This window comes from Usitatibacter palustris (genome assembly GCF_013003985.1).
GTDB classification, from domain to species: Bacteria; Pseudomonadota; Gammaproteobacteria; order Burkholderiales; family Usitatibacteraceae; genus Usitatibacter; species Usitatibacter palustris.
Window position 1 is genome coordinate 3,100,852 of record NZ_CP053073.1, and the last position, 22,259, is coordinate 3,123,110.

A 22,259-nucleotide genomic window follows, 5' to 3' on the forward strand; every position below is an offset into this window, starting at 1 on the left:
CTGGAGCGGGCGGAATACTCATCGGGCGGAAACTCGTCGGGCTGACCACTTCGACTTCTGATGATCTCCAGCCATTCATTGGCCTTTATCCGCGTTTATCTGCGTTTATCTGCGGATTCTTTCTGCCTTTCCTTAAATCACGCCGCGAGCGATCTGGTCAGCCTCGATCGACTCGAACAGCGCCTTGAAGTTGCCCTCGCCGAAGCCCTGGTTGCCCTTCCGCTGGATGATCTCGAAGAAGATCGGGCCGATCACGGTCTCGGTGAAGATCTGCAGCAGCTTGTCTTCGTGGTGGTCCTTGTCCATCCCCTCGCCGTCGATGAGGATGCGGTTCCTGCGAAGGCGCGCGAGGTCCTCGCCGTGCCCCTTCACGCGGCTGTCGACGCGCTCGTAGTAGGTCTCGGGCGTATCGAGGAACTTCACGCTCTTCTCGCGCAGCTCCTCCACCGTCGTGTAGATGTTCGCCGTGGACAGCGCGATGTGCTGGATGCCCTCGCCGTGATACGCGTCGAGGTACTCCTGGATCTGCGACTTCTGGTCCGCGGGCTCGTTGATCGGGATGCGGATCTTCCCGCACGGGCTGGTGAGCGCGCGCGAGGTGAGGCCGGTCTTCTTCCCTTTGATGTCGAAGTAGCGGATCTCGCGGAAGTTGAAGAGCTTCTCGTAGAACTGCGCCCACACGTCCATCCGGTTGGGATAGACGTTGTGCGTAAGGTGATCCACCTCGATGAGGCCCGCGCCTTCGGGTTCCTGGTCGACGCCGTCGAAAGGGACGAAGTCGACGTCATAGATGGAGAGATTGGTATTGTTGCCCGGATAGCGGTCGATCAGATAAATGAGGCTGTCGCCGATGCCGCGGATCGCCGGGATGTTGAGCTCCATCGGGCCCACGGGGCCGTGATAAGGCTTGGCGCCGAGCTCGATCGCGCGCTTGTAGGCGTGGGCGGCATCTTTCACGCGGATCGCGAATGCGCACGCCGAAGGCCCGTGCACGCGGGCGAACGATTGCGCGAACGAATCGGGCTCGCGGTTCACGATGAAGTTCACGCGTCCCTGGCGATAGAGGATCACGTCCTTCGAGCGGTGGTGCGCGACGGCGGTGAAGCCCATCTGCTCGAAGAGCGTGCCGAGTTGCTCGGGATTCGGGGCGGTGTACTCGACGAATTCGAATCCGTCGGTCCCCATCGGGTTGTCGCGGGCAGGTTCCATGCCGTCATTCTACGTGGGACCCCTCGCAATAGGATTGCAACTATGGCGGTGTGAAGGCACGATCACGCAATATCATTGCGCCGAACAGGCCCGGAGCGCACGAAATGGCACGACCCGCCCTCAACCGCACGGACCGCCGCCTGCTCGACATCCTCCAGCGCGACGGGCGCCTCACCAACCTGGAGCTCGCCGGCCGCGTGAACCTCTCGCCGAGTGCGTGCCTGCGCCGCGTGCGATCGCTCGAGGAATCGGGCGTGATCCGCGGGTACGCGGCGCTCGTCGATCCGGGCAAGGTGGGCCTCGGACTGCTCGCGTTCGTCACCGTGAAGCTCGAGAAGCGCGGACGCATGCCCACGGACACTTTCGCGAAGGCCGTGAAGGACTGGCCGGAAGTCGTCGGCTGCCACGCGATGACGGGCGAGATGGACTACCTGCTGCGCGTGCGCGTCGAGGATCTCGAGCACTTCTCGCGCTTCGTGATGGATTCGCTGCTCAAGCAGCCCGGCGTGCTCGACGTGAAATCGAGCTTCGTGCTCGAGGAAGTAAAGGAGACGACGGCCCTGCCCCTCGCCCAGGTTGGACCCTGAGTTCCTACGTCGGGCCCGCCACGTTACGTCTGAAAGATTCGGTCATCCGGCCGAGACGTTTCGCAATCTTTTTTCTATACTCGGGCCATTCGCAAGACAAAAAATGGGGAGGCAAGGTCTCATGTTCATGCTGCGAGGGCTGCTGGCAGCCGTCGCCGCGGGCCTGTTGCTGACGGCCTGCGGCAAGAGTGAACCACCCGCCAAGGCGCGTGCGAACGCGCCCGTGCAAATTCCGCAACCCGATGCCTCGGGTTCGAGCGGAGGCAAGGTGGATCCGAATGAAGGGTTGAAGGAACGCCTCGCGCGCCAGGAAGCGGCGTCGAAGCTCTTCGACAAGACGAAACCCGAACCGCCGCCCAAGGCGGAGCCGAAAGCGCCGGCCGAAAGCCGGAGTGCCGCGGCCACGAAAGCCGAGCCTGCGAAGCCCGAGCCCGTGAAGGCCGAGCCGCCCAAGCCCGTCGAGGCGCCGCCGCCCGTCGCCGAGAAGAAGGCCGAACCCGCGCCCGCGCCGCGCACCGACGTCGCTGCGGCAAAACCCGCCGCCACGCCGCCGCCCCCGCCGCCGAGCGTGCAGGCCGCGAAGCTCGTGTCCCGCGTCGATCCCGACTTCCCGCGCGAAGCCGCGCAGCAGGGCATCGACAAGGGCCACGTGAAGGTGCGCATGACCCTCGACGCCAACGGCAACGTGACGAAGGTGGACATCATCGAGGCCGTTCCCCGTCGCGTATTCGACCGCGCCGTCGTGCGCGCGCTTTCGCAATGGCGCTTCAACGACGGGGCCTCGGGTCGCACCGTCGAGACCGAGGTCGAGTTCAGGCCGCAATGAAGTAGAGGGGTCAGATCCCTTTACGTTCGCTCGAAAGTAAAGGGATCTGACCCCTCTACTTCATTGCGTCGAGCTTCGCCAGGTCGATCGCGTCCACCGCGGCGCGAAAGGTCTTCATGTCGAGGTTCGTGCCGCGCGCGGTGACCACGAAGCGGCCCGCGACCATCACGTCGAGCTCGCCCGCGCGCTGCTTGCGCGAGTAGCGCTCGTAGGCCTTGCGGCCGGCGATCTTGCTGGTGCGCTCGTAGCCGTCGTCGCCCTCCTTGTCGATCTCGACGTTGAGCCAGTTGAACGCCATCGCGGCGACACCGGTGAACGTGCCGATATCGATGATCTCGAGTTCGAGGCGCGCTCCCTTGCCGTCCTCGTACACGCCCAGGGCCTTCGAAGAGGCCACACCCATCACGTTGGTCTTCTGGCCCTCGGAGCTCGTGCGTTGCAGGCCGGCGATCGATTCGGGCAACAGCGTGCGCAGCTTGCGATGGTCGGTGGGCTCGGTCTTCGTGCCATCCGTGAGCGCATTGCCCATTTGCAGGGCGGCGTCGCCCATCTTCTGCGCATCGCCCTTCCGCGCGGCCTCTCCCATCTGCTTGGCGGCCTGTTCCATGCGCGTCGCGGTGTCGGCAGGCTTGGGCGGCGGAGGCTCGCTGCAACCGGCCAGCGCGAGCCCCGCGGCAACCAGCGGGTAGAAGGGCTTCATGCGGCCCATTATCCCCACTTTTTTCGCGTATATTTCAGGCCATTCGCACGACGCATCAAACCCTGGGGGGCTTCCACATGCTGAATCGCACCGCTCTTGGCGCGGCCGTTCTCGCCACGCTGTTCGCGCTCGCCGCCGACGCGAAAACCCTGCGCTGGTCCAGCCAGGGCGACATCCTCACGATGGACCCGCACGCGCAGAACGAGGGCCTCAACAACTCGGTTTCCGACCACGTCTACGAACCGCTCGTCACGCGCGGCAAGGACCTCAAGATCGAGCCCTGCCTCGCCCTGTCGTGGAAGGCCGAAGGCACGAGCGCGATGCGCTTCAAGCTGCGCCCGAACGTGAAGTTCCATGACGGCGCGCCGTTCACCGCCGACGACGTCGTCTTCTCGGTCGAGCGGGCGCTCGCCCCCACGTCGAACTTCTCGCCCTACATGCAGGGCATCACGGGCGCGAAGAAGATCGACGACCTCACGGTCGACATCACCACGAGCGGGCCCAACCCCGTGTTGCTCGCGCAGCTCACGGAAGTGCGCATGGTGAACCGCGCCTGGGCCGTGAAGAACAACGTCGTGAGGCCGCAGGACTTCAAGAACAAGGAAGAGACCTACGGTGCGCGCAACGCCAACGGCACCGGTCCCTACGTGCTGAAGAGCCGCGAGCCGGACGTGAAGACCGTGATGGTCCTCAACTCCAACTGGTGGGGAAAGATGGAAGGCAACGTGAACGAGATCGTGTACACGCCCATCAAGAGCGACGGCACGCGCATCGCGGCCCTCCTTTCGGGCGAGCTCGATTTCATCCTCGACCCGCCCGTGCAGGACATCCCGCGCCTGAAGTCGGACGGCAAGATCCGCATCCTCGAGGGCAACGAGAACCGCACGATCTTCTTCGGCTTCGACCAATGGCGTGACGAGCTCACGTATTCGTCGGTCAAGGGCAAGAACCCGTTCAAGGACCAGCGCGTGCGTGAAGCGTTCCAGCTCGCCCTCGACCTCGAGGCGATCAAGACGCAGGTGATGCGCGGCCTCGCCTTCCCCACGGGCGTGATGTTCGCGCCGCAGGTCGACGGCTACGACAAGTCGATCGATATCGTGAAGAAGCCCAACCCCGAGCGCGCGAAGAAGCTGCTCGCCGACGCGGGCTACCCCAACGGCTTCGAAGTGACGATGGACTGCCCGAACAACCGCTACATCAACGACGAGAAGATCTGCCAGGCGGCCGCGGCGATGCTCGCGCGCATCAACATCAAGATCAAGCTGAACGCCATGCCGCGCGCGACGTACTTCCCGAAGATCCAGAACTTCGACACCAGCCTCTACATGCTCGGCTGGGGCGTGCCGACGTTCGATTCGCTCTACGCGCTGCAAAGCCTCCTGCGCACCAATGCGCTCAAGGGCGGCGACGGCAACTTCAACCTCGGCAAGTACTCGAACCCGAAGGTCGATGCCGCGGTCGATGCGCTGAAGACGGAAGTCGATCCCGTGAAGCGCAAGGCGCTCGCCAAGGAAGTCCTCACGATCCACGCCGCCGACGTCGGCCACATCCCGCTGCACCACCAGGTCATTCCCTGGGCCATGCGCTCGGGCGTGTCCGCAGTCCACCGCGCGGACAACCGACTCACCGTCAAGTGGGTAAAGATCCAGTGACGACAAGAAGGGCGGCCTCGGCCGCCCTCTTCGTTTTTGCGCTGCTCCCCGCGCTCGCCGCCGGCAAGACGCTGCGCTACGCGAGCCAGCTCGACCCGCAGACGGCCGACCCGCACGCAGCCAACCTGCTCGCCACCGCGCGCCTCGTGCAGCAGGTCTACGACCCGCTCGTCTGGCGCGACAAGAACTGGAAGCCGATTCCGTGGCTCGCCGTTTCGTGGACGCAGACCTCGCCCACCGTGTGGCGCTTCAAGCTGCGCGAGGGCGTGAAGTTCCACGACGGCACGCCCTTCACCGCCGATGACATCGTGTTCTCCGTCGAGCGGACCCTCGCCCCGACCTCGCAGATGCGCACCGCGATCCAGGGCGTCGAGTCGGCGAAGAAGATCGACGCCTTCACCGTCGACCTGATCCTCAAGGAGCCGAACCCGGCGCTTCTTCACCACCTCACCAACTTCCGCATCATGAGCAAGGCCTGGTGCGTGAAGAACCGCGTCGAGAAGCCGCAGGACTACAAGAACAAGGAAGAGACGTACACGGTGCGCAACGCCAACGGCACCGGGCCGTTCGTGCTCAAGGAATGGACGCCCGATGTCCGCGTGCGCCTCGAGCAGAACAAGGACTGGTGGGGCCACAAGGAGAAGCACTTCGAGAGCAACATCACTGAAGTCGTGATGCTGCCGATCAATTCGTCGGCCACGCGCCTCGCGGCCCTCCTCTCGGGCGAAGTCGACCTCGTGATCGATCCGCCCACCCAGGACGTCGCGCGCCTGAAGTCCAATCCGCAGCTCTCCGTCCTGGCCGCCAGGGAAATGCGAGTGCAGTACCTCACCTTCGACATGAAGCGTGACGAGCTGCTCTACGGCAGCGAGAAGCAGAAGAACCCGTGGAAGGACCTGCGCGTCCGCCAGGCCGTGGCGCACGCGATCGACGCCGACGCGATCAAGACCAAGGTGATGCGCGGCATGTCCAACCCCAACGGGTCGGTCATCACCGACCTCATCGCGGGCTACGACCCCGCGGGCGACAAGCGCCTCCCGTACGACCGCGAGCGAGCGAAGAAGCTGCTCGCCGACGCAGGCTACGCGAAGGGCTTCGATGTCACGCTCGACTGCGGCAACAACCAGCCCGCCTCCGACATCTGCCAGGCGGTCTCCGCGATGCTCACGCAGGTGGGCATCCGCACGCGGCCCAACATCATCATCCAGTCGAGCTTCTTCCCGAAGATCGAGAAATACGACACCAGCTTCTACCTCCTGTCGTGGGGCGGCGGGGTCACCTCTGACGCGCTCTATACCCTCAACGCATTGCTGCACACCGTCGGCACCAAGGGCGAGGGCGACTTCAACATGGGGCGCTATTCAAGCCCGGAGATGGACAAGCTGATCGACCGGGTCAAGGGCGAGAACGATCCGGTCAAGCGCAACGCCGCCATCCGCGACGCGCTCGTGCTCGCCAACCGGGAGCTGCCGGTGGTCCCGATCCACCAGCCGGTGATTCCCTGGGTGATGCGCAAGAACGTTTCCGCGTGGTACTCGCCCGTGAACACGGTATATTTCTACCGCGCACGCATCGACTGAAAGACCATGTTCGCCTTCATCATCCGCCGCCTGCTCCAGGGCGTGATCGTCATGCTCGTGGTGGGCTTCATCGCCTTCGCCCTGTTCAACTTCGTGGGCGATCCGGTGGCGTTGATGCTGCCGCCCGAAGCGACCAGCGCCGACCGCGCACAAATGCGCGAGGCCCTGGGCCTCGACAAGCCCTTCTACGTGCAGTTCGCGACCTTCATCGGCAACGCGGTGCAGGGCAACTTCGGCATCTCGCTGCGCCTCGGGCGCCCCGTCTCCACGCTGCTCGTCGAGCGCCTGCCCGCCACGCTTGAGCTCGCCATGACCGCGGCGCTGATCGGCCTCACCGTCGGGATCACGCTGGGGGTCTACACCGCGCTCCGGCGCGACACCTGGATCTCGCGGGCGATCCTCACGACCTCGCTCATCGGCGTCTCGCTGCCCAACTTCCTCATCGGGATCTTCCTCATCCTCATCTTCGCCGTGTGGCTGGGCGTGCTGCCCTCGTTTGGCCGGGGTGACACCGTGAAGATCGGGCTGTGGTCGACGGGGCTCCTCACCACGAGCGGCTTGAAGGCGCTGATCCTTCCCGCGATCACGCTGGGCTTCTTCCCCGTCACGCTCATCATGCGGCTCGTGCGCTCGGAGATGCTCGAGGTCCTGCGCACCGACTACATCAAGTTCGCGCGCGCCCGCGGCCTCACCGATCGCGCGGTGCACTTCGGACACGCACTCAAGAACACGCTCGTGCCGGTGATCACCATCACCGGCCTGCAGCTGGGCGGCATCATCGCCTTCGCGATCATCACCGAGACCGTGTTCCAGTGGCCGGGGATGGGACTGCTCTTCGTGCAGGCGGTCCAGTTCGCCGACATCCCGGTGATGGGCGCGTACCTGTGCCTGATCGGGCTCATCTTCGTGGTGATCAACCTGTTCGTCGACATCGTCTATTACCTCGTCGATCCCCGCCTGCGGGTTGATCGGGCGATGGCGGGAGGACACTGATGAAAAGCAGGTCCTCGAAGGCGAACAGCAGGTCCCGGCTTCCGGGACGACGGAGCTTCCATGGTTGATGCGCTCCGTCGCTTTCTCGACAGCGATGTGTTCTACAGCTTCAAGCGGTCGCCGGCGGTGATCATCGCCGCGTCGCTGGCGATGATCTTCATCGTGGCCGCGGTGTTCGCGAACTGGGTCGCGCCACACAATCCGTTCGACCTGAAGACGCTGAACCTCCTCGATGCCTTCACGCCGCCCGCGGGCTCGGAACGGGGCAACCCCCAGTACCTGCTCGGTACGGATGACCAGGGCCGCGACGTCCTCTCGACGATCATCTACGGCTCGCGGATGTCACTGCTCGTGGGTTTCTTCGCGACGATGCTCGCGATGGTGGTGGGCGTGACGCTCGGCCTCATCAGCGGCTACGCGGGCGGCAAGATCGACGCCTTCATCATGCGCGTGGCCGATATCCAGCTCTCCTTCCCGGCGATCCTGATCGCGCTCCTGATCGACGGCGTCGCACGCGCGGCGCTTCCCCGCGGCTCGCACGACCAGGTCGTGGTCTACGTGCTGATCCTCGCGATCGCCGCCTCGGGCTGGGTGAACTACGCGCGCACGGTGCGCAGCTCGACCATGGTCGAACGCAACAAGGAATATGTTCAAGCAGCCCGCGTGATCGGCCGGCATCCGCTCGCGATCATGTTTACGCATGTGCTCCCGAACGTACTCGGTCCCGTCCTGGTGCTCGCGACCCTTCAGGTGGGCAACGCGATCATCACCGAATCGTCGCTCTCGTTCCTCGGCGTGGGCGTGCCGCCGACGCAGCCTTCGCTCGGAACACTGATCCGCGTGGGCAACGATTTCCTCTTCTCAGGCGAGTGGTGGATCACCGTGTTCCCTGGGTTGGCCCTGGTCATGCTCGTGCTCTCGATCAACGTGCTGGGCGACTGGCTGCGCGACGCCCTCAACCCGAAGCTTCGGTGATGACGGACCGCCAGAACATCGCGAGCGGCGCGCCCTGGGAGCCTATCGTGGGTTACTCGCGCGCCGTGCGCGTTGGGAACCACATCTGGGTCGCGGGCACCACGGCCACCGCTGCCGACGGCACGATCGTCGGCAAGGGCGACCCGCGCGCCCAGACGGTGCGGGTGCTGGAGAACATCGGTGCGGCTCTCGCCAAGGCCGGCGCGGCGTTCCGGCACGTCGTTCGCTCGCGGATCTTCGTGACCGACATCGCGCACTGGGAAGTCATCGGGCGCGCGCATGGCGAAGTGTTCAGCGCGATTCGCCCCGCCTGCACGCTGGTGCAGGTCACCCGGTTGGTCGATCCCGACATGCTCGTCGAGATCGAGGTCGATGCCTACGTGAACGACTGAGCGAAGGAGAGACCCCATGAACCTGAAGATCCTCGCTGCCCTTCCCGCGCTCTTCGCGAGCGCCGCCCTGGCCGGTCCCTATGACCAGCCCTGGTCCATCGTCGAGAGCGGCGACCGGGCCGAGACGAAAAAGGACGCGACCGTCGCCATCACCAAGGTCGACGGCAAGAGCACCCGCAGCACCCGCAAATCCGATCCGATCGAGCCCGGCAAGCACGTCATCACCGTTTCGTACGAGACCGCGAACTCGATCAGCACCGACCGCTACCGCGAGATGACGATGGATCTCGAGGGTTGCACGCGCTACCGCGTCGTCGCGCGCTACGTGACGAGGATGGACCCGAAGTGGGAGCCGCACGTGTACCCCGAGCCCATCCCCGAATGCGTGAAGCAGTTCAAGAAGAAGGAAGACCCGAAAAAGTGAGCACGGTCGCCCCGCTCCTCTCGGTCCGCAACCTGCGCGTCGAATTCAACACGCGGCGCGGAACGCTCGTCGCCGTCGACGACGTGAGCTTCGACATCGCGCCCGGTGAAGTGCTGGGCGTGGTCGGCGAATCGGGCGCGGGAAAATCCATCACCGGCACCGCGATCATCGGCCTGCTCGAACCGCCTGGCCGCATCGCCGCGGGCGAGATCCTCCTCGAAGGCAATCGCATCGACAACCTGCCCCCCGAGGCGATGCGCAAGATCCGCGGCCGCCAGATCGGCGCGATCTTCCAGGACCCGCTCACGTCGCTGAACCCGCTGTATTCGGTGGGCCGGCAGATCATCGAGACGATCCAGACGCACCTGCCGATGAATGCCGAGCAGGCGCGCAAGCGCGCGATCGAGTTGCTGCAGGAAGTGGGCATTCCGGCGGCCGAGCGGCGCATCGATCACTTCCCGCACCAGTTCTCCGGCGGCATGCGCCAGCGCGTCGTGATCGCCCTCGCCCTTTGCGCGAATCCGAAACTGATCATCGCCGACGAGCCGACGACCGCGCTCGACGTCTCCATCCAGGCGCAGATCATCCAGCTCCTGAAGCGCCTCGGGCGCGAGCACGGCACCTCGGTGATGCTGGTCACGCACGACATGGGCGTGATCGCCGAGACCGCCGATCGCGTCGCGGTGATGTATGCCGGACGCATTGCGGAGATCGGTCCCGTGCAGGACGTGATCCACCATCCGAAGCATCCCTACACCGTGGGCCTCATGGGCTCGATCCCCGCGATCGGCCAGGACGTCGAGCGCCTGCCGCAGATCGAAGGCTCGATGCCGCGCCTCACCGCCATTCCCGCCGGCTGCGCGTTCAATCCGCGTTGCCCGCACGTGTTCGATCGTTGCCGCGTCGAGCGGCCCGACCTGCTGCCCGCCGGCAAGACGCGCGCGGCCTGCTGGCTGCTCGCGAAGGAAACGACCCATGCCTGACGGCGCCTCCCCGAAGCCGCTGCTCGAGGTGCGCGACCTCGCGCGCAGCTTCGACGTCTCGCGCCCGTGGTTGAACCGCGTGCTCGAAGGTTCGCCCAAGCAGATCCTGAAGGCGGTCGACGGCGTGTCCTTCACGATCAACCGCGGCGAGACGCTCTCGCTCGTGGGCGAATCGGGCTGCGGCAAGTCCACCGTCGCGCGACTGATCTGCGGGCTCTATGCGCCCACGCGCGGCTCGGTCATCTTCGACGGCGTGAATCTGGGCGACATCAAGTCGCGCAACGAGATGCTCACGATGCGCCGGCGCTTCCAGATGATCTTCCAGGATCCGTACGCGAGCCTCAATCCGCGCTGGCGGGTCGAGCGCATCGTCGCCGAGCCGATCCGCTCGCATGACTTGATTGCCACCGACGAGGGCATCCACAAGCGCGTGGGTGAGCTTCTCTCGGACGTGCGCCTCTCGCCGCTCGACGGCGTGAAGTACCCGCACGAGTTCTCCGGCGGACAGCGGCAGCGCATCTCGATCGCGCGCGCGCTGTCGTCCAATCCCGAGTTCCTGGTGTGCGACGAGCCGACCAGCGCGCTCGACGTCTCCGTGCAGGCGCAGATCCTCAACCTCATGAAGGACCTGCAGCGCGAGCACGGGCTGACCTACCTGTTCATTTCACACAACCTCGCCGTGGTCTCGCACATCTCCACGCGCGTGGGCGTGATGTACCTCGGTCGGATTGTCGAAATTGCCGACACGAAGACGCTCTTCAATCAGCCGCTGCACCCCTACACGCAGATGCTGCAGAGCGCGATTCCCGACATCACGATGTCCGGCAAGGCCCGCACGCCCGTGGCCGGTGAAGTACCGAACCCGCTCGATCCGCCGCCCGGTTGCGCGTTCAACCCGCGCTGCCCGTTCGCCAACGAGCGTTGCCGCGCCGAGCGTCCGGAGCTGAAGACCTTCGGGGCGACGCAGGTCGCTTGCCACGCCGTCGAAGAAGGCCGCATTCCCCTCAAGTAAGCGATTCGAGGTAGCGCTTCGCTTCCTGTGCGAGGTAGTGACCCGGGTATTTCGCGAGGACGTGCTGGAGGATCTTCCGCGCCATGTCCTTGTTGTCGAGGTCTTCGGCCATGACCTTCGCGGAGAGCAGGTACACGTCGGGGATCAGCGCGTGCCCCGGATTGATCTTGTCGAAGCCTCGCAACGCGGCGACCGCGATCTGCGGATCTCCCGCAGCTCGCGCCGCCTTCGCGATGGGCAGGACGTCCTCGGGCTTCGAGAGCCGGAATGCAGGATCAACCGCGAGGCTTCGCTTGAAGGTCTCGAGCTTGCGCGCGAGCTCCTCGGCGGGGTCGACCTTCGGCGCGGTCGCCAACGGCGGCAGGTTGCCCGATGCAGGCCCGGTCATCGAGCCGATGCTGACGGAGCCGCGTGCGCCGGGCTTCTTGGGCACGTCCGGCGCTTCACCGCCCATCACCGCCGAGAGCGAGCGCTTGTCGCCGGTCATCTTCCGCCGGATCCAGTAGGCGAGCAGGATGATCCCGGCGAGAGCGCCCACCAGCCACTTCCATTTCTTGCGCAGGCTGAGGTTGCCGAAGAACGACTGCTTGTCGATCGTGATCGACTTTTCGCCGACCTTCTCGCCATTGAGGTACTGCGTGAACGTGAAGACGCCGCCGTCGGAGTCGTCGGTCTCCATGCCGCACACGGAGTAGCCCCCGGGCTCGGCCGAGGCGAAGTTCTCCGTGTCGTCGAGGTTCGTGTCGGGACCCGTGATGACGCAACGCAGCGTGGAGTGCGGTACCGGACCATTCCACTGGATCCAGTAGATGACGTCGTCGCCGCCCTTGGCCCGCGAGATGGGATTGCGCGGGACGAATGAGGTGCCGTCGGTGAGCACCATGTTCGCGAAGCCGTCGCGCTTCACCGTGGGAAATTGCGCGGCCGACTGGGCGAAGGCGGCGAGCGAGGCCGCCAGACCCAGGAGGACCTTGCAAATAAAGGTGGGGGTGCGCGGCACGGCGCCACTATACCGGCATTGTCACAAACGCCAAAACTACTTGAGGAGCCGCATCCGGAAATTGCCCGCGCCCGCCGTCTCCGCCGCGGCGTCCAGGCGCATGCGCTCGTCGTCACTCTGCTCCCACGACTCGAACCCCAGCCCGCGATAGACGGCCTGCGCGCGAAGGTTGTCGTGGCGCACATGCAGCCATACGAAGGTGACGTCGGCGCGTGACATCGCGCGATCGACGAACTGCGTGAGTGCTGCCTTGCCGGTGCCCCGCTCCTTCTCCGCGACGAGAAGGCGCTTCACGTAGATCCCCGCGCCTTCGGCCACGCAGTCATACGAAATGAGGTAGCCCGCTGCGGAGCCGTCGCGCTCGATGATCTCGTGGCTGCGGCCGCGCTCACCGTGGATGGCCGCGAGGTGTTCCGCGTCCTCCCACTGGCCGATGAGCTTCACGTTGTCCACGTGACGTTCGAGCGCGGTGATGAAGGCGAGGTCGGATTCCCGCGACGGGCGCAGGGTGATGGCCGGGGCTTTTTCCATACCCGCGACTATAATCGCGCCCGTGCTCTTCAATTCGTACGAATTCCTCCTCGCCTTCCTGCCGCTCGCGGTCCTGGGCTATTTCGCGCTGAAGGGCCACGGCAACCTCTTCCTGGTCGCGGCTTCGCTGTTCTTCTATGCCTGGTGGCGCGTGGAGTTCATCGCGCTGCTGATTGCGAGCATCGCGGTCAACTTCACGATCGGGCGGGCGATCGTGCAGCGCGCGGCCCGGGGCGAGGCCACGAAGGCGCTCCTCGTCGCGGGCATCGCCTTCGATCTCCTCCTGCTGGGCTACTTCAAGTACGCGAACTTCTTCGCGGAGAACGTCGCGGCATTGCTGGGCATCGCGGTGCCGAAGCTCGACGTGGTGCTGCCGATCGGCATCAGCTTCTTCACGTTCACGCAGATCGCGTTCCTGGTCGATGCGCACCAGAAGAAGGCCGCGGAGCCGAACCTCACGAACTACGCGCTGTTCGTCACGTACTTCCCGCACCTGCTCGCGGGACCGATCCTGCATCACCGCGAGATGATGCCGCAGTTCGCCGACGCCTCCTTGAAGCGCGTGGACTGGGACAACGTCGCACGCGGCCTTGCACTCCTCGCCATCGGCCTCGCGAAGAAAGTCCTCATCGCCGATCCGCTCTCCGTGTGGGCCAACGCCGGCTTCGCCGCGGCGCCCACGCTCGGGTTTGGCGATGCGTGGCTCGCGACGCTCTGCTACACGCTGCAGCTCTACTTCGACTTCAGCGGCTACACCGACATGGCGCTGGGCATGGCGCTGATGATGAACATCCGCCTGCCCGAGAATTTCAACTCGCCCTATCGCAGCCGCAACCTGCAGGACTTCTGGCGCCGCTGGCACATGACGCTGATGCGCTTCCTGCGCGACTACGTGTACATCCCGCTCGGGGGCAATCGGCGCGGTGCGACACTCACGGCCGCGTTCCTCGTGCTCACGTTCACGCTGGGCGGCCTCTGGCACGGCGCCAACTGGACCTTCGTGCTATGGGGCCTCGCCAACGGGCTCGGGCTCGTGGTGGTGCGCCTGTGGTCTCGCACGGGCATCGCGATGCCGGTGTTCCTCGCCTGGGCGATCACCTTCCTCGCGGTGAACCTGGGCTGGGTGCTATTCCGCGCGCCCGATCTCGCGACGGCCGGCAGCATGTACCAGGCGCTCGTCGGTGCGCACGGGTTCGGCGCGCTGACCGTGACGGAGTGGCGCTGGATCCCGTCGCTTCCGCAGCTCACGCTCGCTTCCGCAGCCACGAATTGGGACAACGTCTCCACGTTCATCACGCTGCTCGCTGCTGGCTTCATCGCCGCGTGGCCGCGCAACTCCATGGCGATCGTGCGCGAGATGCGCTTCGGCTGGCCGCTGCAGGCCGCGACGGCGCTCGCCCTCGTGGCCGGCGTGCTGGCGCTGGCCAATCCCACCGAGTTTCTCTACTTCAACTTCTGATGATGGGCCGCGCCTTCGTCCGCAACGTGCTGATCGCGACCCTCGCGGGCCTCGCGGCGTGCGCGGCGTTCAACTACGCGATCGATCCGTACCAGCAGTACCGGATCCCGACGTCGTACGCGCCGCGCTTCTACGCCGCGTTCCAGCGCTATGAGAATCCCGGCCTCGCGCGGCACTACGACTTCGACCGCATCGTCCTGGGCTCCTCGATGGCCGAGAACATTCCGGGAAGCCTGGTCGACGAAGCATTCAAGGGCGGCAAGACGATCAACCTTTCGCTCTCGGCGATGACCGCGTACGACGCACGCCGCGTGCTCGAGGTGGCACTCGCTCGCGGCACCGTGAAGCAGGTGATCTACGCGCCCGACTTCAACTCGTTCTCGAAGGGTGTGGACCACTCGGGCTTCCCGCAGGCGCATCCGGGGTTCCTCTACGACAACGCCGTGTGGAACGACTATCCCTACCTGCTTTCGATCGCGACGCTTCGGAAATCCGCGGAGATCGCGATGGACCTGCGCATCAACCGGTTCTCCACCGATCGCGACAAGCCGTGGTACTGGGCCAACGCCTATGCGTTCGGCCCGCGCTTCGCGGTGGCGGGGATCGATCCGAAGCAGGTCGGGAAGAACTTCCGCGACTTCCCGCGCACGCTGCCGGGCATGCAGGCGAGCTTCCGCGCGAACATCGAGCCGCTCCTGCGCGACAACCCCAAGACGGAGTTCGTCTTCGTGTACCTGCCCTTCTCGATCCTCGTCTGGGCCGACTTCGTGCAGCGCGGCGAGCTGGAGACGGCGCTCGCCTTCAAGCGCTGGTCGTTCCACGAACTCCAGAAATACCCCAACGCGCGCGTCCACGATTTCCAGGCGCGCACCGAGTTCCAGGGGCTGCAGCACTACAAGGACATCTATCACCACTCACCCGCGATCTCCTCGCGCGTGATCTGGGAGATGGCGCGGGGTCAGGAGCGCGTCACCGCGGAGAACCTCGAGGCGGGACTCGCCCAGCTGCGGGCCACCGCGCTCGCGGCCGATCCCGTCCGCTTGGTCGACGAAGCAAAGTAGAGGGGTCAGATCCTTTAACTTTATTTTCCTTGTAAAGAAAACAGTCCATTGGAACGGTTGCGCTCGTACAGTGCACCCACGCAACCGTTCCAATGGACTGTTTTCTTTACAAGGAAAATAAAGTTAAAGGATCTGACCCCTCTACTTTCCCAACCCCCGCGCCATGACCACGGCGAAGACGGGAACCATGGCTAGCAGGTGAAGCTCGATGAGGACGACGCGCCGCATGCTGACGCGGTCGGCTTCCGTGAGCTCCCACGTCGGGTTGCTGTTCACCGCGCGGCGCCAGCGCAGGAACGTGAGCGTGGGCTTGATCGACAGGAGGCCCGCCGCGAGGAAGAGCCCGACCTTCACGTAGATGGGCCAGGCGTGGAGGTAGAAGTCAGAACCCTTCGCGCCGTAGAAGAGCCGCAGCAGGCCCGTGATGAACACCAGCCCCGCCGATGCGCCGTAGACCATGTCCACGATGGCGAGGCGGCGGATGGCCGTGGCGTCCAGCGGCGAACGCAGCATGATGAGCTGGCACGACAGGAACGCGAAGAGGATGAAGATCGCGATGAAGTGCAGGTAGGCGAGCAGTGCGTCGAGCCACATGGGTCAGGGATTCCTTGTCGTGATGGCGGCAATGCGCGCCACGGCTTCCTTCAGGCGCGCGATCGGTTGCGTATAGGCGATGCGGATGTGGCGCTCGGGCGCGTTGTTACCGAAGTCCTTGCCCGGCGTGATCGCCACACCGGCGCGTTCGAGCACATCGCGCGCGAAGGCGAAGCTGTCGCCCGTGAGCGCGGAACAGTCCGCGTAGAGGTAGAAGGCGCCCTGCGGCACGACCGGGATGCGAAAGCCCAGTGATTCAAGCGCGGGGATGAGGTAGTCGCGGCGTTGCGCGAGCTCCGCGCGGCGCTGCTCGAGGATGGCGATGGTCTCGCGCAGGAAGCACGCGAGCGCCGCATGCTGCGCCGGCGCCGAGGGCGAGATGTAGAGATTCTGCGCGAGCGTCTCGACCTGCCGCTCGTACGCCTCCGGCACCACGAGCCACCCCAGGCGCCAGCCAGTCATGTGGAAGTACTTCGAGAAGCTGTTGATGACGAAGATGTCGTCGCCGCACTCGAGCGCGGTGCGCGCGTCCACGCCGTACGTGAGTCCGTGGTAGATCTCGTCCATGAGCAGCGTGCCGCTCTTCTCGCGAACGGCTGCCGTCATGCGCGCGACTTCCTCGGGTGCCACCAGCGTGCCGGTCGGATTCGACGGACTCGCGACCATCGCCATGCGGGTGCGCTCGCCCCAATTCCTGCTGACGAGGTCAGCCGTGAGCTGGTACTGCGTGTCCGTGCCCACGGGGATGAGTTTGGGAACACCGCCCAGCGTGCGCATGAAGTGGCGGTTGCACGGGTAGCTCGGGTCCGCGAGCAGCACCTCATCGCCCGCGTCGAGGACGACGCCGAACGCGAGGAGCAACGCGGCACTCGATCCGGCCGTGACCGCGATGCGCCGGTACGAAATCTCCACGCCGTACCGATCGGCATAGAACTGCGCGATCGCCTTGCGCAGTGCCTGCAGCCCCATCGCCGAGGTGTAGCGCATGGGCTGCTCGTCGAGAGCGCGCTTGGCCGCATCGACCACGGGCTGGGGGGTGCGGAAGTCCGGCTCGCCGATCTCGAGATGGATGATGTCGCGCCCCTCGGCTTCGAGCTTGCGCGCGAGCTTCTGGATCTCCATCACCTCGAACGGCGCGATGTGCGCCATGCGGGCCGCGAGGTGGAAGGTGGGTGCGTCGTTCATGCGCGGAAGATTACACCTTCAACGCAGGTGGTCGTCCCAGAACTTCTGCAGGCGCTTGGCGGAGACGGGCATCGGAGTGCGCAGCTCCTGCGCGAAGAGCGACACGCGCAGCTCCTCGATGAGCCAGCGGAACTCCTCGAGCTTCTCGCTGGGCGCGGAGGCGGCCTTGGCTTCGTACTGGCCCCACAGTCCCGCGACGGTCCCGTTGTGCTTGTTGTCGCGCTCGGCGTTGGCGCGATATTTCTGCAGGCGCTGCGCATAGCCCTTCAGGTATCGCGGCAAATGCTCGAGCCGCTCCCAAGGTGTTGCGGAGAGGAAGCCGGGGAACACGAGGCGCGCGCGCTGCGTTTCCACGTCCAGCGCGACGCGGCCCAGCGAGCGTGATTCGGCGACGGTCTTCGCGGCGATCAGGCTCGCATCGGCAATGGCAGTCGCATGCCGATTCACCGCGTCGGTGACCGCCGGCAGACGCGCCTTCGCGCGCTTCTTCTGGTCATCGAAGGCGCGTGTCGTTCGTGGCAGCTCGTCCTCGCCGATGAACGCGCGATCGACGATGGCGGCAATGAGGTCCTGGCGCAGCTGGTCGGGCGACATGACGGCCTGCAGCTTCAGCGCGAGCGCATTGAAGCCGGGCGTGCTGCGCTCGAGCTGCTTCAGCTGTTCCTTCATCCCGGTCGCGAGCAGGCGCTTCACGCCGCCGCGATGCGCCGCCTCGGCCTTCTCGCGCGCGTCGAACAGGCGGATCGCGAGCGACGTGCCTTCATCGACGAGCGCGGGATAGCCGGTGAGCTTCTGCGTGCCGCGCGTGAAGCTCACCTCCGCGGGCAGGTCGCCGAAGTCCCAGGCGGTGATGCCCTCGCGTTCCAGGCCGGGTTTCGATTGCGCGAGCGTGAGGCTTGCCGCCTCGCCCAGGCGCTTCCTCAATTCGCCCAGGTCGCGGCCCATCGCGAGCTCGCGCTTCGCGTCATCCACGACGCGCAGGTTCATGAGCAGGTGCGCCGGAATCTCGTCCTTGGCCCACACGGTATCGTCGAGCCGCTCGCCGGCCACCTTCGTCGCATGGGCGAGCACCGCGTGGCGGATCGTGCGCTCGCCGGGTTTGGTGGCCTCGAGGACCTTGGTCACGTGCTCGGGCGCCGGCAGCAGCTGCGTGCGGATCTTCTTGGGCAGCGCCTTGATCGTCCACGCCACCTTGTCGCGCACGAGGCCCGGCACCAGCCAGTCGAGTGCGAGCTCATCGACCTGGTTGAGCAGTGCGAGCGGCACGTTCATGGTCACGCCGTCGAGCATGTGGCCGGGCTCGAAACGGTAAGCGAGCGGGAACACCGCTTCGCCCATCCGCAACTGCCGCGGGAAGAGCTCCTCGGTCACCGACTCGGCGCCGTGGCGCATCAGGTCCGCGCGCGCGAGGAAGAGCAGCTTCGCGTCGCGCTTCATCTCTTCGCGATACCAAGCGTCAAAGGACCGCGCATCGCGCACATCCTCGGGAACGCGTGAATCGAACCACGCGAAGATGGCGCGGTCGTCGACCAGCACGTCGGGCCGGCGCGCGCGGTGCTCGAGGTCTTCCACCTCACGCACGAGCTTTCGATTGGCGGCCTGGAAGGGATGCGGCGTGTCGAAGTCCGCGGCGACGAGCGCGCCTTCGATGAAGATGCGCCGGGCGTCGACCGGATCGAGGCGCCCGTAGCTCACCTTGCGGCGCGCGACGATCGTGAGGCCATAGAGCGCAACCGCCTCGTAGGCGATGACCTCGCCGCGTTCCTTGTCCCAATGCGGCTCGTTGTGTACGCGCGTCACCAGGTGCGCGGCGGCCCACTCGATCCACTCGGGCTCGATCTTCGCGACGTTGCGCGCGTAGATGCGCGTGGTCTCGCGCAGTTCCCCGGCGAGGATCCAGCGCGGGCGGCTCTTCTTGAGCCCCGTGCCGGGCCACACGGCGAACTGCAGCCCGCGCGGCGCGTTGTAGTGATCGCCCTCCTGCGCCTTCATGCCGACGTTGGCCACCAGGCCGGTGAGCAGCGCGCGGTGCACCTGCTCGTAGGTCGCGTCGGTGGGGTTCTCGCGGATCTTGAGCTCGCTCGCCATCTCGCGCAGCTGCCCCGCGAGGTCGCGCCACTCGCGCATCCGCACGTACGAAAGGAAATGCTCGCGGCAGGTCTCGTAGAGCTTGCGCGTCGACTTCTTGTGGATGAAGGCCTCGTCGAAGAAGCGCCACAGGTTGATGAGCTGGTTGAAATCGCTCGCCTCGTCGCGGAACTCGTCGTGCGCGCGGTCCGATTCGTTGCGCTTGTCCTGCGGGCGGTCGCGCGGGTCCTGGATGGAAAGCGCGGCGGCGAGGATGATCATCTCGGCGAGGCAATTGAACTCGCGCGCGGCCAGCAGCATGCGGGCGATGCGCGGATCCACCGGCAAGCGTGCGAGCTCGTGGCCCAGCGGCGTGAGCTTGCGCTTCTCGTCGATGGCGCCCAGCTCGAAGAGCGCGCGGTACCCGTCCTCGATCTGGCGCGGGCTCGGTGCGTCGACGAAGGGAAACTGGTCGATGGGCCCGAGCTCGAGCGAGGCCATGCGCAGGATGGCCGCGGCGAGCGACGTCCTCAGGATTTCGGGCGTGGTGAAGGCCGGGCGCTCCTCGAAGTCCTGCTGGGCGTAGAGGCGAATCGCGACACCGCTCGCCACGCGCCCGCACCGGCCCGCGCGCTGCTGTGCGGCCGCCTGCGCGATGGGCTCGATCCGCAGCTGGTCGATCTTCTGCCGCGGCGAATAGCGCTTCACGCGCGCGAGGCCCGTATCGATCACGAAGTGGATGCCCGGCACCGTGAGCGACGTTTCCGCGACGTTGGTGGAAAGCACCACGCGGCGATGGCCCGCGGTCTCGAACACCTTGTCCTGCTCCTCGGCCGACAGGCGCGAGAAGAGCGGCAACAGCTCGACGCCCTTGGGCCCGTGCTTGCGCAGCTCCTCGGCGGCTTCGCGGATCTCCCGCTCACCAGGGAGGAACACCAGGATGTCGCCGGTGCGGCTCTCGCGATGGATCTCGTCGACCGCCTTCACGATCGCCTCGTTGAGGTCCACGGGCTCGTCGTCTTCCTCCGGAGCCTCGAAGTACTCGGCGCGATAGCGAACCTCGACCGGGAAAGTGCGGCCCGAGACTTCGATCACCGGCGCGCCGCCGAAGAATTCCGAGAAGCGCTGCGTGTCGATCGTCGCCGAGGTCACCACGACCTTGAGGTCGGGACGCACCTCGACCAGCCGCTTGAGGTAGCCCAGCAGGAAGTCGATGTTGAGGCTGCGCTCGTGTGCCTCGTCGACGATGATCGTGTCGTAGTTCCGCAGCTCGCGGTCCGAATGGATCTCCGCGAGCAGGATGCCGTCGGTCATCACCTTCACAACCGACTCGGGCCGCGTCTCGTCCTGGAAGCGGATCTTGTGGCCGACGAAGCCCTTGGGCGACCCGGGCAGCTCGAAGGCGAGGCGCTTGGAGAGGCTGCGGGCGGCGATGCGCCGTGGCTGGGTGCAGCCAATGAGTCCCGCCGCACCGCGCCCGAGTGCCAGGCAGATCTTCGGGATCTGCGTGGTCTTGCCCGAGCCCGTCTCGCCACAGACGATCGTCACCGGATGCTTCGCGATGAGTGCAGCGATGTCCTCACGCTTCTGCGCGATCGGCAGGTCCTCGGGAAACACGGGCGTCGGCAGCGAAGCGAGGCGCGCGGCGTGACGCTTGCGTGAACGCTCCACCAGCTCCGTGAGCAACGCCTGCTCGCGAGTGACCGGGCGGCCGGCGTGCGAGCGCTCGCGCAGCGTCGCTGCGAGCGCGGTGATCTTGGGATGGTCCGCCGCGAGGGTCGCGGCCAGCAGGTCGTCGGGAAGCATGGGCGGGGCGTGTGAAAGCCCCGCTATTCTACGTGCCGCTGCTGCCGTTCTTTCCCGGCGGCGCGGCGAGCACCACGCCGAAGCCCGGGATCGTCGCGCCCTCGAGTGCGGGCAACCGGGTGAAGCTCGCCATCACGCCGCGCGCCACCTTGATGCCGTGCGCGAGGATCTCGACTTCGAGCGTGGCCGATTCCACGACCGGGCCCATCCAGCTGTCGACGCCCACGGGATCGCGCGACTTGCGCGCCACCGGCACGAGATGGGTCGCGAGAGGCCGGCCCACGAGGTCCACCTCGCGTTCGCCCAACAGCCGCTCGGCTGCCGCGTTGCACATCACGATCCTCGCCTGGCCGTCGCATTCGATCACCGGCAGCGGCAAGCGCAGGAAGTGCGTGAACAGCCGCTCGGCCTCGCCGCGCGCGGTCTCCATCGAGGCCCCGCGAACGGCGGCGCGATGCGCGAGCTCGCGGTTCTCGACCGAGAGCCGCTCGGCAACGCCGCCAGTCACGCGCAGGAGATCCTCGTGTTCGACCTGCATGCGGAAGCGCTCCTCGAGGTGGCGATTGAGCTTGATCGAGTAGTAGACGATCGCCACGCAGAAGAGCAGCGCGGTGGTTCCCGCCCAGACCTGGGTGCCTTGCTGCACGAAGAACAGGTAGACCGCGGGCGGGATGATCGCGGGAATCGCGAGCGCCTGGTGCGCGCCGCGGATCGCGGAGTACGCGGTGAGCGAGCCGCCCACGAAACAGGTGATGACCATGATCGTGAAGAGCTCGCGATAACCGTGCGTCAGCGGAAAGAGCACGGTGCCCAGCAGGCCCCACTGGATGCCCGCGAGCAGGTTCGCGAAGATCACCAGCTTTGCCCAGCGCTCGACGTCCGCGCCCGGCTCGCGCCTCTTGTACGACAGCACGATCATGTAGCGCAGCAGCGTGACCGCGGACGCATAGAAGAACCAGACCGAGCCTCGGGCGAGATCGTTGGTGTCCCAGAACACGAGCATGCAGAAGAGCGCACCCACATAGGAGAACCCTGCCGCGTTGCCGGCAAAGCGGTAAACCTCCTCGACTTGGAGTGCGCGGACGGCCGGATCCACGGGGGATCGGCGAGTGCCCGTGCGGCTCGCGGGTGCGGTGCTCATGATTTCGGGAAAAAGAGTGCGCCAGCGCACAGCCTGCGCCCGGACCCGTCAAGAAACTGTGACTTCCTGCACAAAAGTCGGG

Annotated in this window: 20 protein-coding genes; 12 read left to right on the plus strand and 8 right to left on the minus strand. The window is 65.9% G+C overall.

Translation table 11 applies throughout. The features are described from left to right. Positions 1-132: 132 nt before the first annotated feature. A complete protein-coding gene (gene hppD / locus DSM104440_RS15080) occupies positions 133-1,209 on the minus strand; it encodes a 4-hydroxyphenylpyruvate dioxygenase (protein ID WP_171164046.1) in 1,077 nt (358 codons plus the stop codon). Positions 1,210-1,313: 104 nt separating this feature from the next. Between hppD and DSM104440_RS15085 the strand changes: the two genes are divergently transcribed. After that, the gene (locus DSM104440_RS15085; RefSeq protein WP_171164048.1) at positions 1,314-1,796 is read left to right on the plus strand and encodes an Lrp/AsnC family transcriptional regulator; all 483 of its coding nucleotides are present in this window, start codon (positions 1,314-1,316) and stop codon (positions 1,794-1,796) included. A 121-nt stretch (positions 1,797-1,917) separates the two neighbouring features. Then, positions 1,918-2,622 carry an energy transducer TonB gene (locus DSM104440_RS15090; RefSeq protein ID WP_171164049.1) on the plus strand — a complete coding sequence of 235 codons (705 nt, stop codon included), beginning with the start codon at positions 1,918-1,920 and terminating at the stop codon, positions 2,620-2,622. A gap of 55 nt (positions 2,623-2,677) precedes the next feature. On the opposite strand, the gene DSM104440_RS15095 is transcribed toward DSM104440_RS15090, so the two are convergent. After that, positions 2,678-3,322, minus strand: coding sequence for a hypothetical protein (locus DSM104440_RS15095; RefSeq protein WP_171164051.1), 645 nt, complete (start codon positions 3,320-3,322; stop codon positions 2,678-2,680). Between the two features lie 77 nt (positions 3,323-3,399). Between DSM104440_RS15095 and DSM104440_RS15100 the strand changes: the two genes are divergently transcribed. Genes DSM104440_RS15100 through DSM104440_RS15135 form a run of 8 tightly spaced genes read left to right on the plus strand, consistent with a single transcriptional unit; the run spans position 3,400 to position 11,333 of the window. Then, positions 3,400-4,974 (plus strand): ABC transporter substrate-binding protein, encoded by a 1,575-nt coding sequence (locus tag DSM104440_RS15100; RefSeq protein ID WP_171164053.1) that lies wholly within the window; start codon positions 3,400-3,402, stop codon positions 4,972-4,974. Beyond that, entirely contained in the window at positions 4,971-6,554 is a 1,584-nt protein-coding gene (locus DSM104440_RS15105) for an ABC transporter substrate-binding protein (protein ID WP_212758098.1), read from the plus strand. The genes DSM104440_RS15100 and DSM104440_RS15105 overlap by 4 nt, the downstream gene beginning before the upstream one ends. Before the next feature lie 6 nt (positions 6,555-6,560). Continuing rightward, entirely contained in the window at positions 6,561-7,547 is a 987-nt protein-coding gene (locus tag DSM104440_RS15110) for an ABC transporter permease (protein WP_171164054.1), read from the plus strand. A gap of 60 nt (positions 7,548-7,607) precedes the next feature. Then, entirely contained in the window at positions 7,608-8,522 is a 915-nt protein-coding gene (locus DSM104440_RS15115; RefSeq protein ID WP_171164056.1) for an ABC transporter permease, read from the plus strand. Then, positions 8,522-8,914: a RidA family protein gene (locus DSM104440_RS15120; protein ID WP_171164058.1), complete on the plus strand. Its 393-nt coding sequence runs from the start codon at positions 8,522-8,524 to the stop codon at positions 8,912-8,914. The genes DSM104440_RS15115 and DSM104440_RS15120 overlap by 1 nt, the downstream gene beginning before the upstream one ends. 16 nt (positions 8,915-8,930) lie before the next feature. After that, positions 8,931-9,338 (plus strand): hypothetical protein, encoded by a 408-nt coding sequence (locus tag DSM104440_RS15125; protein ID WP_171164060.1) that lies wholly within the window; start codon positions 8,931-8,933, stop codon positions 9,336-9,338. Beyond that, a complete protein-coding gene (locus DSM104440_RS15130; protein ID WP_212758099.1) occupies positions 9,335-10,321 on the plus strand; it encodes an ABC transporter ATP-binding protein in 987 nt (328 codons plus the stop codon). Before DSM104440_RS15125 ends, DSM104440_RS15130 begins: the two co-directional genes overlap by 4 nt. After that, positions 10,314-11,333, plus strand: a complete 1,020-nt coding sequence (locus DSM104440_RS15135; RefSeq protein WP_171164065.1) for an ABC transporter ATP-binding protein — start codon at positions 10,314-10,316, stop codon at positions 11,331-11,333. Before DSM104440_RS15130 ends, DSM104440_RS15135 begins: the two co-directional genes overlap by 8 nt. Here DSM104440_RS15135 and DSM104440_RS15140 read toward each other — a convergent pair. After that, positions 11,326-12,333 carry a tetratricopeptide repeat protein gene (locus DSM104440_RS15140; RefSeq protein WP_171164067.1) on the minus strand — a complete coding sequence of 336 codons (1,008 nt, stop codon included), beginning with the start codon at positions 12,331-12,333 and terminating at the stop codon, positions 11,326-11,328. The genes DSM104440_RS15135 and DSM104440_RS15140 overlap by 8 nt on opposite strands. Positions 12,334-12,369: 36 nt before the next feature. Further along, positions 12,370-12,864 carry a GNAT family N-acetyltransferase gene (locus DSM104440_RS15145; protein WP_171164069.1) on the minus strand — a complete coding sequence of 165 codons (495 nt, stop codon included), beginning with the start codon at positions 12,862-12,864 and terminating at the stop codon, positions 12,370-12,372. 22 nt (positions 12,865-12,886) lie between these two features. On the opposite strand from DSM104440_RS15145, the gene DSM104440_RS15150 reads away from it, so the two are divergent. Then, entirely contained in the window at positions 12,887-14,323 is a 1,437-nt protein-coding gene (locus DSM104440_RS15150) for an MBOAT family O-acyltransferase (protein ID WP_171164071.1), read from the plus strand. Beyond that, positions 14,323-15,384: a hypothetical protein gene (locus tag DSM104440_RS15155; protein WP_171164073.1), complete on the plus strand. Its 1,062-nt coding sequence runs from the start codon at positions 14,323-14,325 to the stop codon at positions 15,382-15,384. Before DSM104440_RS15150 ends, DSM104440_RS15155 begins: the two co-directional genes overlap by 1 nt. A 141-nt stretch (positions 15,385-15,525) precedes the next feature. Here the strand turns inward: DSM104440_RS15155 and DSM104440_RS15160 are convergent, their stop codons facing one another. From DSM104440_RS15160 to DSM104440_RS15175, 4 genes are read right to left on the minus strand one after another with little or no spacing between them, the layout of a single operon-like run. Next, on the minus strand, positions 15,526-15,978 hold the full coding sequence (locus DSM104440_RS15160) for a DUF2214 family protein (protein WP_171164076.1): 453 nt from the start codon (positions 15,976-15,978) through the stop codon (positions 15,526-15,528). Positions 15,979-15,981: 3 nt separating this feature from the next. Next, the gene (locus DSM104440_RS15165; protein WP_171164078.1) at positions 15,982-17,163 is read right to left on the minus strand and encodes a pyridoxal phosphate-dependent aminotransferase; all 1,182 of its coding nucleotides are present in this window, start codon (positions 17,161-17,163) and stop codon (positions 15,982-15,984) included. 18 nt (positions 17,164-17,181) lie between these two features. Next, the gene (hrpA, locus tag DSM104440_RS15170; protein WP_171164080.1) at positions 17,182-21,036 is read right to left on the minus strand and encodes an ATP-dependent RNA helicase HrpA; all 3,855 of its coding nucleotides are present in this window, start codon (positions 21,034-21,036) and stop codon (positions 17,182-17,184) included. 28 nt (positions 21,037-21,064) lie between these two features. After that, positions 21,065-22,177, minus strand: coding sequence for a PAS domain-containing protein (locus DSM104440_RS15175; protein ID WP_171164082.1), 1,113 nt, complete (start codon positions 22,175-22,177; stop codon positions 21,065-21,067). Between the last annotated feature and the right edge of the window lie 82 nt (positions 22,178-22,259).